Annotated in this window: 9 protein-coding genes and 1 pseudogene; 1 reads left to right on the plus strand and 9 read right to left on the minus strand. The window is 57.3% G+C overall.

What is annotated here, in order from left to right; all coding sequences use genetic code 11:
• Positions 1-85: 85 nt before the first annotated feature.
• The 9 genes from QM590_RS25250 to QM590_RS25290 all read right to left on the minus strand — a co-directional run bounded on the left by QM590_RS25250 (position 86) and on the right by QM590_RS25290 (position 8,660).
• Positions 86-823, minus strand: coding sequence for a hypothetical protein (locus QM590_RS25250; RefSeq protein ID WP_269596818.1), 738 nt, complete (start codon positions 821-823; stop codon positions 86-88).
• A gap of 70 nt (positions 824-893) precedes the next feature.
• A complete protein-coding gene (locus tag QM590_RS25255) occupies positions 894-1,850 on the minus strand; it encodes an MlaD family protein (RefSeq protein ID WP_269596819.1) in 957 nt (318 codons plus the stop codon).
• Positions 1,847-2,887, minus strand: a complete 1,041-nt coding sequence (locus tag QM590_RS25260; RefSeq protein ID WP_269596820.1) for an MlaD family protein — start codon at positions 2,885-2,887, stop codon at positions 1,847-1,849. Before QM590_RS25260 ends, QM590_RS25255 begins: the two co-directional genes overlap by 4 nt.
• Positions 2,887-3,939 carry an MCE family protein gene (locus tag QM590_RS25265; protein ID WP_269596821.1) on the minus strand — a complete coding sequence of 351 codons (1,053 nt, stop codon included), beginning with the start codon at positions 3,937-3,939 and terminating at the stop codon, positions 2,887-2,889. Before QM590_RS25265 ends, QM590_RS25260 begins: the two co-directional genes overlap by 1 nt.
• Before the next feature lie 26 nt (positions 3,940-3,965).
• Positions 3,966-4,964 (minus strand): MlaD family protein, encoded by a 999-nt coding sequence (locus tag QM590_RS25270; protein ID WP_269596822.1) that lies wholly within the window; start codon positions 4,962-4,964, stop codon positions 3,966-3,968.
• Positions 4,961-5,965, minus strand: coding sequence for an MlaD family protein (locus tag QM590_RS25275; RefSeq protein ID WP_269596823.1), 1,005 nt, complete (start codon positions 5,963-5,965; stop codon positions 4,961-4,963). The genes QM590_RS25270 and QM590_RS25275 overlap by 4 nt, the downstream gene beginning before the upstream one ends.
• Positions 5,965-7,014, minus strand: coding sequence for an MlaD family protein (locus tag QM590_RS25280; protein WP_283279436.1), 1,050 nt, complete (start codon positions 7,012-7,014; stop codon positions 5,965-5,967). The genes QM590_RS25275 and QM590_RS25280 overlap by 1 nt, the downstream gene beginning before the upstream one ends.
• Before the next feature lie 12 nt (positions 7,015-7,026).
• On the minus strand, positions 7,027-7,890 hold the full coding sequence (locus QM590_RS25285) for an ABC transporter permease (RefSeq protein ID WP_075840845.1): 864 nt from the start codon (positions 7,888-7,890) through the stop codon (positions 7,027-7,029).
• Positions 7,891-7,922: 32 nt separating this feature from the next.
• Entirely contained in the window at positions 7,923-8,660 is a 738-nt protein-coding gene (locus tag QM590_RS25290; RefSeq protein WP_075840846.1) for an ABC transporter permease, read from the minus strand.
• Positions 8,661-9,030: 370 nt separating this feature from the next.
• Here QM590_RS25290 and QM590_RS25295 point away from each other — a divergent pair.
• A pseudogene (locus tag QM590_RS25295) lies at positions 9,031-10,106 on the plus strand (IS3 family transposase); the annotation flags it as partial.
• Positions 10,107-10,160: the final 54 nt, after the last annotated feature.

A 10,160-nucleotide genomic window follows, 5' to 3' on the forward strand; every position in this document is an offset into this window, starting at 1 on the left:
GCTCGGGATCGACGAGACCCGCCGCGGCAAGCCCCGATGGGACCGCTGCGAAACGGGCTCCTCGACTTTAACCGGAAGAGCCGCTTCATTCGGCAGGTCCATAGTCCTCTACAACCCATGTATCGCCCGACTTCGTCACCGCTACTTTCAGAAGCGTTGGGAGTTCGCTGGCCTGAGGATTCTGGACGTTTTGGGTTCTCTGGTTGGCGAACACTAAGACCGTATAGTTTTCAGCATCTACCCGGGTGACACTTGTCCCTAGCACACGACCGCTCGCCGACACTTGCGCTTGCTGCATAATTTGGGTAAGTGTTGGCTTCACCTCGTCGTACCGCTTCACCAAGGCTGGTGAGGCGTTCTCCTGGACTGATTGGAAGAATTTGTCAATTGACTGGTGATCATAGGTGAGCGACTTTTGAGCGTACTCCGAGGCGACCTCGGCGGCGTGGCCTCTCGCTGCCAACTCGTTTTCGGCACTCGTTTTCGCGTTGTTGATATCAGCGTACAGGTAGGCAAAGGCACCAGCGACCATGGCTAAGGCCACGGTGAGTGCCGGGAGAGCCCGGCGTTTGACACGGTGACCCACCGAACGGTCCCCGCGGGGGCGATAGGCCCGTCTGAGTACATTCTCGCGGAGGCCACCTTTGCCCCTGCCCGCGTGAGCGGCAATATCGGACCTATTGGTCTCTTTTGCTGTCGCTTTCGCGGGAGTCTCAGGAGTAGTGGAACCCGACGGCAATTCAGGCTGTTCGCCGGCACCGATCGTCGATGCTTGCTCTCCAAGCTCGTCATAATCGTTCTCCGGAGTCGGATTTTGCTTCATGTGGTGGACCCTTACGTTACTACTCGGTACATGTCGATGGCGTTGCAATTTGCGGGGCTCAACATCCGCTTCAGTTCTCGGGTATTACCTCGAGGGGTAGGACCGCACGACCGGGGGCTTGCTGCGGGAATGCTCGAGATAGTAGATCGCTGATCGAGGCGAAATCGATATAAGTATCGGAAATGCGCGCCGTTGATGGCTTGACTGCGCGTGTGATGGTGACGATCTCGGGCTGGAGTACCTGAATGTACCCACTGAGCTTCTCCACGAGCGTTAAGATTGGAGGCCACTTGTCATATGAACCGGTAGTGAAATTTATGAAGGCACGCTGGATTCTAGCCAGCCCATCCACGGCCGCAGGCGTCCTCACGGAGGCTGTACTTAGCACATCACCTGCATCGGCAGTAGACATCAGGCCGATTATGAACTCTGCATTGTCAGCCGCAACCCGCAACGAGCCGTCGCGGGAGACGAACTCAGCCATTCGGCGAGACATGTCGCCGATCAATTGCAGATCAGCGTCGCGGCCGTTCACCGCTTCCGCGATGGTCGTGTTCAACTGGTCGATAGAGTCCGAGTCGAGCGCGTCGGCAACCTGAGCGAGCTTGGGAAGCACCTCGGGGATAGAGGTAGAGACATGGACTAGATCCTCGGGAATGACATCTCCGTTACGATACAAATCACCATCGTCGCTCTCCGGAACGAAATTGACGTACTGTTCACCAGCGATAGAAAGGTTCTGAATGTTTAACCGGCTATTCCGAGGAATTCCCTTGTCCGAGTCGATCGACATGCGAATCTCTAATTTTCGAGCCGAGACGCCGATATGAGTGACTCGACCAACCGGAACTCCCCGTACCAAAACCGGTGATGTGTCCAATAATCCACCCGAAGCCGGAACGGAGACCATCAGGGTGTACTGAGAGTTCCAGGGCTTTACTTTTGCTATTCCAACCATGAGATATGCCCCACCTACGAGCAGGACCGCGATCAGAGCAACCACCGAGAGCGCAGATTTTCGGATCATGGCAACATTCCAATCGACCTCAGAACCATTATCACCGAGTCTGCACTATCGTATGCCATTTCGCGCCCATCAACGGAGAACTCCGACACGTTCATGCTCGGGGCACTCGCCAATGGGATAAGCTTGTCCCGCAACAGGTTTGTCGCGCTTCGGACCACTCTTTGTGAGGTGATGTCGGATGTTGATATCGACCGAATCACCGGCGTAATAGCTCCGATGCTTTGGGTCAGTCGCTCATACTCAGGATTGACGATGCGTCCGGTGCTCACTGAAAAACTCCTTAGATCCGCGATCAGCAAGGCAACTTCGACTAACGAGGTGCCGAGCCCGGAGAAGTTGCGCCCACCCTTGTCGAGCATTCGGTCGATCCCGTTGGGGTCGTTCAGCACAGTCCGCAAGGTACGGTTCGTAGATTCTAGGATGCGGTCAAGCTGGCCCGTGTTGCGAGAGACGTCCGACAGGGTGCGCAGTGTGGTGTCGTAGAGTTCTCCGAACTCACGTTCATCCTGCGGAAAAGTTGCATTCAAAGTGCTGATGGCAGTGTGAATTTTATCCAACTCACCGCCCCCCAGAATGTTGGCCATTCCGCGCATTACATCCTCGACATTGGCAGCCGGCTCAGTTCTGCTCAACGGTATCACCGCCCCAGGCGCTAGCGCGTCGCCCGCCGCGGGGGTGGTCGTGATCGGCGGCAAGATTGCTACGTAGATTTCGCCTAGGAGGGTGTCTTGCCGCAGTTCGGCGCGCGACTGCGCAGACACGACCGTCGTATCATCTATGGCAGTCTGCACGACGGCCCGGCCGGCGTCGTACTGCACGTTGGTTACTGTGCCAACCCGCGCGCCCGCCGACAGGACCTTCGCTTGAGCAGGCAGGTTCAGAGCGCTCGTGAACTCGATGTCGACGCGATAGCTGTCATCCCCTAGCCTGGGCAACGTGGGGGGATTATCGGCGTCGATTCCGCATGAGCTGAGGAAGATAATCAGTGTGAGGAGTAGGCACGGACATCCTAGTCGTACCCAATGTCTCGACAACATCAGCGAACACCCCCCAGCAAGCCGCTGATTTGTGAAGCAGAAAGTAAAGCACCCGCATTGGGACCTGCATTACCGGAACAGACGTTCTGCGCTGTCGGGGCCGCACACTGATCGACGAGACTCTGCAACGGAATTGATCGCGAGAAGACTTTGACAATGGATTTCGCGTCGGGATACTCACCGATCAAATTTGCCATCCGGACGGCGAACGTTGCGACAACATCCGGCCTGTTCGCGGCATCCGCGACAAGGGGCACAGCTGTGTCGCCGATCTCAAAGATCGGGGGGCCTAAGTCGGACGCAAATCGTGACAGGATCGGTACGAAAATATCTGCGTATTCGACCGCTCCGCCGAATTCCTCCCCGAAGGCAATAATCACCTCGATCGCGTTGACGAAATTCGCGAGTAGCGCGGACACTTCTGCGCTGTTTTTTACAGGAACCTCGGTCAACGTCGCCAAGTTCTCGACTATTCGCCTGATTTGCCCGTCTCGCCGTGCGGGATCATCAATCAAGGATGCGGAATTCCTCAGAATGCTCGACACGCTGGTCTCCGTGCCCTGCATGTTCTGCGAAATCAGCTTGAGTGACTGAACGACTGCGTCTGTATTGGCACCGTCATCCTTCAGCAGGTCATCGGATAGTCGATCGATTGAATCGAGTGTTTGGCTGATTCCCAACGGGGTTCTAGTCTTGGCGATCGGTATACAACTAGAACTGTCGTACTTTGCGCCGCCGCTATATGGCTCGGTGAACTCGACTTGCCGCTCGGTCACGATCGATGTTGATACGAGAGTGGCACCGACCTCAGCTGGCAGAACTAGGTTTTGGTCAACCTCCATGTCGACGCGTACGCTCTGAGGCGTCTCGTGGACGGCAACGACTTGGCCAACTTTTTTGCCTAGCATCGCAACGACGTTGCCCTCGTACAATCCTGATGTGTCTGTGAATTCCGCACACAGCGCTCGCGTACTGGTGCCGAACGGCGTGCTTCTTAGGATTAGCCCGATCGCCACAGCGACGAGGACGAGGACGAGGACGACCGCAGCCACTAGGCTCCATTTGCGGACTGGCCGTTTCAACATATCGCTCCCGGAGTTGGGATACACACCTGTATCATCTCACCGGTTTCCTGCGCGCTCTCGGTAGGCACGCCGAGTACGGTCTCGAGGCGTCGGGTGATCTCCTCGACCTGGTTCAGCGCATTGTAATAGTCTGGAAGTCGACCCTCGACTTTCGCCAGAAGCTCCTTGAACTCCTGTACAGAGGGCTCTATCCCTGCTTGATAGGCAACTAGCGGCCTGGTCAGCAAGGCAAATAATCTTTTAAGATAATTGAACCCACTTTGAACGTTCTGAATATCAGGGCCGAGCGTGCTGGCGAGGAAGCTTAGCTGGCTCAGAAAGTCGGCGAGATCCTCTTTGCGGTCCGCCAGGGTCAGAAGGTATTCGTCGGAAAGTTCTACTGCCTGATCGAGCTGCTGATATTGCCCCTGCAGCAGGTCCATCAGTTGACTGGTGTTCCTCAACGCATCGGGGATGTAGGTGTTTCCGTCGGAGAACCCGTCTTGCAAGAGTTCAGCGGTCTTACGCAAGTCGACGCCACTGACATCTCGGAACACCGGTGTGGTCGTTTCCAAGGTGCTTGAAATGTCATATGCCGTTGTGGTGCGTACCAGTGGGATCGGATCAACTAGTTTCGACTCGCCCATCCCAGGGTCGACGTCGAGAACACGGCCACCAATAGGGGTCGTGAGTTTGACGGATGTCGATGCCTCGGCGGTAACACGGACTCCGTTCTCGACTCTAAATTGCACGGTGATGTGCGTGCCGGTCAGTTGCACCGAACTCACTTTTCCTACGCGTGTGCCGGCGACACGCACTTGATCGCCAGGTTCCAGCCCTCCGGTGTTTCGCATCAATGCTGTGTATGTCGTTTGGTTCAGGGGGAATGCATACACCGCCACCGAGATGAGAAGACCAGTGGCCAAAACCAATGTGAAAGATACGGCGACTATCAGGTCGCGTCGCCGCCCGGGCTGGCGGCGCGGATGGGCCAATCTCGTGAGGCGCATCATTGGCACACCACCAGCCGCTGGCCGAGTAGTACCACTTCTGCCGTTGGGGGAAGTGGGCGCGCACCCGCCGAACATGCACTGCCCGATGCCTCAACGTCGCGCGTCGCTACCGAAACTGCGTCCAATAGCGGCTTGAGAAGAACTGCACCGTCGAGCATCTCCTCCCACCCGCCGTCACGTAGGAGCCGTTGGAAAATAGCGTCGTAGCTGTTGTCATAAGTTCTGTCGAGTTGCTCGCCGAGAAGCACTGCCGGTGCCAGCGATACGTTTACTTCGCGAAGCGACTCCCGCAGCCGATCGCTTACCTTGCTGAAGGCGTCGACGACCGAGCCCAGCTTGTCGATCAGCTCAACCAATTCAGTCGAGCGTCCTCGAAGCTGCTCAGAGAGCGCGCCGAGGCTACTCACAATGTTGGTGATGATCGCAGAGCGTTGCTCACCGTACTCCGTAAGATTGGCTATCTGCTCCACGACGGGTGCAATTCCGGCACCGTCACCCTGAGCGACGCGCAACAGATTGCTCTGGAGAGTATTAATCTCCCTTGCGTTCAAAGTATCAAACACCGGTTTGAAGCCGTTGAAGAGGGTCGACACATCAAACGAAGGAATTGTATTTGACACAGGGATATCCTCCACTGACATTAAGGTTGATTCTGTTCCGTGTTCGGGCACGATGAGCTCGACGTATCGCTGGCCCAGAAGATTTTGGTACCTGATGGCGGCTTGCGTTCGCTCCGTGACCCTTACGCCACCATTGAGTTGAAAGGAAACTTCGGCGAACGAACCCACGAGTTCGACCGCGGTCACGTAGCCGACCCTCACGCCCGCGAGTCGCACGCCATCTCGCTCCTTCAACCCTGACGCGTCGGTGAACACCGCGGTGTGTGAACTACTGGAACGATCCGAGCTGGGCTCAAGGATAGCCACAAGGACATACGAAAACGCAGCGATCACAGCAGCGAATACCACGATCTTAAACAGTGCGGGTCGAATTGATTTCACTAGCGAACTCCTGAGAGAGGTACCGCCACGGCTAGTGCCTGCTGAAAGACGGGAGAAGTCCGGATTATCGCCGCGACTTGCAATTGCACCCTGTCGTCGATGCGCGGAGTCGCCCTGTCGATTCGTTCGAGCAGTTCGGGAAGGGTGTCGATCGTGAGCGCTAGCCCCGAGGCCGAACGCGCCACGGGCGTCGCGAGATCAAGACCAACATCCAGCAACGAGTTCAGGGCTGGATAATTTTTGCTCAACAAGCCACCCAAACCACCAAACAGGACCGCCCCCGTATCAGTGAGGTTCCCTATCGAGCGGTCGACGTTGCTCGGCGTTCCGAAGAAGTCAGCGATATCGGCATTGACCACGAGGCCAGGTACAAACGGTTCGAGAAAGTCCGCAGCGCCCGACGAAAGATCCGCAGCGATTTTCAGGTCCTCACTCGCCGGCCGCTGCTGAACATCCCGCGTCAGCCGAGCCAACTCGAACATGACCCTCCCGGAATCGGCGACCGTTTGCGACTGGTCGACGACGAACTTGACTACAGCGTTGAACGCTGGGGTGTCCAGCGCCCCGACCAACTTGGCGATTTTTCTGACCAACGTGGACACCGACGTTTGATTCGATTGCTCCTTGCTGACGTATACGCTGCCATTTTTGGGGATACCTACGCCTCGACCGGCGTCTACAATTTCGAGCACTATGGGGCCGAGGCCGTTTGACGAGGTGTAGTTCACAGCTAAGTCGTCTCGCAGATCGAGTTTCGCGCCGACGGTGTTCGGGAAATCCAACTTGACGCTCGCTCCGTACTGTTTGTTGTCGATTGTGTCGACCGCACCCACGGTCGTTCCGAGATACTTGACCTCGGAACCGGCGCGTAACCCATCGCCGATCTCTTCGGCCTCAATCGTCACAGTCCACTGTTCTTCATATTTGCCGGCAGCGTTTCCGGCAATGAAATACGCGATCACCGCGGCAATTACGACGACCACTGACCCTCTCGCAAGTTGGCTGGTAGCCGACGGCGCGCGACCCGAAAGATCTTTATACATTGCCATTCTGACGTACTCCTACCCTGAGATTCTAACGCCGGAATCGAATCCCCACATCAGTAGCGTCAGAATCATGTCCTCCACCACAATAATAATGAGGCTCGCCCGGATCGCCCGGCCGGATGCACGGCCAACTCCCTCCGCTCCGCCCGTCGCATAATATCCCTGATAACTGTGCACAATGACGACCGATACCACGAAGACGACCACTTTAATAATCGAAAACAGAATGTCCTGAGGCACCAAGAACTGGCTAAAATAAAAATCGTACGTCCCCGTCGATTGACCGTGAACATATATGACGACAGCCTCGGCTGCCGCATACGCGAGGAGGAGAGTCATGATATACAGCGGAATGATGATGGTGACGGCAGCCAGAACGCGGGTACTGACCACAAACGGAATCGGTCGAACCGCCATTGACTCTAGGGCATCGATCTCTTCAGCAATGCGCATCGACCCTATTTCCGCAGTTAGGCGGCAGCCAGCCTGAGCGGCAAAGCCGATGCCAGCGATCATCGGCGCTAACTCGCGCGTGTTGGCGTACGAAGAAAGGAATCCGGTGAGTGACCCCATCCCCACGAGATCTAGCGATGCGTAGCCCTGAATGCCAATCGAGGCACCGACCGCGAGACCTAGAATGACCAGGACGATCGCGGTTCCGCCACCGACAACAACAGCACCCCTCCCCCAGGCAAACTCTTCAACGTAAAGCATCGTCTGGCGACGGTAAATAGACAGTGCATACCGCATACCCGCAGCGGTCTGCAACGCAAACGTGGTGACGTGACCGACCTGCTGCAAAAACTGCACAGGAGTATTCAGCGCGGCAGACAACGGACGGGTAAAGGAACTACGGTGAGTTGAAACCACTGTCTTCATAGGGTCTGTTTCTACCTTCACAGGGTCCGCCGCTATCCGATCGTTATCGGAGCGAACATCGTCGTCAGTTGCGTAATAACGAGATTAATGATGAAGCAAGTGATTACCCCCAGAACAACCGTCGCATTTACAGAGGTCGCCACGCCTTGGGGCCCGCCTTTGGTCGAGAGTCCCCGGTGACACGCGATCGCGACGACGACCAATCCGAAAATCAGCGACTTTACAATTGCAAGAATCAACTCTGTGACACTGGTGAACGACGCAAACGACGCCACATAGCTGCCTGGCGTGATGTCCTGAACGCTGACGCTGAGGGCGTACCCGGCGACCAGCCCGGTAACAATGATCAGCAAGCACAGCATCGGAGCTGTGATGAGCACCGAAACGAAGCGTGGTGCAACCATTCTGCGAATCGGATTTATCCCCATTGTCCGGAGAGCATCGATCTCCTCGCGGATCGTCCGGGCACCCAAGTCCGCCGCAATGGCTGAACCCGCAGCTCCGCCGAGAAGCAAAGCGGTGACTATCGGCGCTCCCTGCTGAATTATACCGAGACCTCCTGCGGCCCCCGCTATGGAAGTGGCACCTACTTGTTGAGTCAGACTGCCAACCTGAACCGACACGATGACACCGAACGGTACTGCCACAAGGATGGCTGGTAGCGTCGTCACGCTGATAACGAACCATGTCTGAATGACGATCTCGCGGATCGGAAGTCGACCCGTAAAAAAATCCTGAACGGTCCACCGGATCGCGGACGCAGCGAGCACCGTGGTGCTGCCGACGGTAGCAAAACTGTCAGCAACGCGCGTTAAAGCCGAGGGTGCAGAGTTCACAGGTCCCTTAATAAGCTTGATCTCATCCGGTCGTTACAGAAGGTATCAGGTACTTGAGGTTCCAGGGCCAGTACTGCGGAATCGCTCTTCTTGCGCTGCGATAGCGGGCACTCTATCGGGCGCGGGCACCTGGCAGGTCCCCGCGATAGACGATATGGAGGTCTTGGCTAGCTAGATCCATCCTGGGACGATTGGCTCGTTGTCGAGACGCTCGGGTTCGCCGACGGCATCGAGCCAACAGTGGTTGCGAGTGAATCACCCTAGGTTTGATGCCGCTTCCTTCTGAGTCAGGAAGGATGAGCACATGCCCAAGAAAATCGATCCGGAGGTCCGTGCGAGGGCCCTGCGGCTACTCGAAGCTCACGGAGCCGAGTACGCCTCGGTGACGGCCGCGGCGGAAGCGATCGCCAAGCAGGTCGGTGTCGGTCAGGAGACAGTGCGGCGGTGGGCCGTGCAAGCCCAAGTCGACCAAGGCTCCCGCGCCGGCACTACCTCGAAAGAATCGGCGGAGATCAAAAAGCTCAAGGCCGAGAACAAGCAGCTGCGCGAGGACGTCGCCATCCTCAAAGCTGCGACGACTTTCTTCGCGGGGGAACTCGACCCCCGCAACCGATGATCATCGCTTTCATAGATTCGTTGCGTGCCAACGGTTCTGCGGTCGAGTCGATCTGCCGGGTCCTGAGCGATCAGGGCTGCAAGATCGCCGCGAGAACCTACCGAGCATGGCGTTCACGCACGCCCGCTCCGCGCACCGTCGCCGACGCCCACGTCATCGACGCGGTCAGGGATCTCGTGTGGAACACCGACGCCCACGGCCGGCGGAAGATGACACCGGAAGGGTTGTACGGGAGGGTGAAGATGCGCGCACATCTGGACCGGACCGCGATCCCCGGGGTGTCCTACGGCGCGGTGGACCGCGCGATGAAGGCACTGTGCCACAACGGTATTCGGCGAGCGAAAGGAATCAGAACCACAATCCGCTCGGCGGACGGCGTGCGAGCGGGCGACCTGCTCAACCGACAGTTCCGGGCCGAGGAACCGAATCGGGTATGGGTCACCGATTTCACTTACGTCCGAACATGGGCCGGGTGGGTCTACGTGGTGTTCATCATCGACGTGTTCTCCCGGCGGATCGTCGCCTGGCATGCGTCGATGTCGAAGACTGTGGACCTGGTGACGATTCCGCTTCGGATGGCGCTGTGGCAGCGCCGCCGTGAGGGTAACCCGGTGAAGGCTGCTGAGCTGATACATCATTCGGACGCGGGCAGTCAGTACACGTCCGTGAAGCTGACCGAGAAATTAGCGCTCGAGAACATCGCCGCGTCCATCGGATCGGTCGGGGACGCCTACGACAATGCCCTCGTCGAGTCAGCGAACGGGGGACTGCCCCGAGTTCAGTTGACTCGTGGGGTTGAGTGATTCAGGCCGCGTGTG

The sequence above is a fragment of the Rhodococcus sp. IEGM 1372 genome (assembly GCF_030056835.1).
Taxonomy (GTDB): domain Bacteria; phylum Actinomycetota; class Actinomycetes; order Mycobacteriales; family Mycobacteriaceae; genus Rhodococcoides.

Coding starts and splice junctions, on each gene's coding strand:
- QM590_RS25250 (WP_269596818.1), bottom strand. CDS start 823: ATGAAGCAAAATCCGACTCCGGAGAACGATTATGACGAGCTTGGAGAG.
- QM590_RS25255 (WP_269596819.1), bottom strand. CDS start 1,850: ATGATCCGAAAATCTGCGCTCTCGGTGGTTGCTCTGATCGCGGTCCTG.
- QM590_RS25260 (WP_269596820.1), bottom strand. CDS start 2,887: ATGTTGTCGAGACATTGGGTACGACTAGGATGTCCGTGCCTACTCCTC.
- QM590_RS25270 (WP_269596822.1), bottom strand. CDS start 4,964: ATGATGCGCCTCACGAGATTGGCCCATCCGCGCCGCCAGCCCGGGCGG.
- QM590_RS25280 (WP_283279436.1), bottom strand. CDS start 7,014: ATGGCAATGTATAAAGATCTTTCGGGTCGCGCGCCGTCGGCTACCAGC.
- QM590_RS25285 (WP_075840845.1), bottom strand. CDS start 7,890: ATGAAGACAGTGGTTTCAACTCACCGTAGTTCCTTTACCCGTCCGTTG.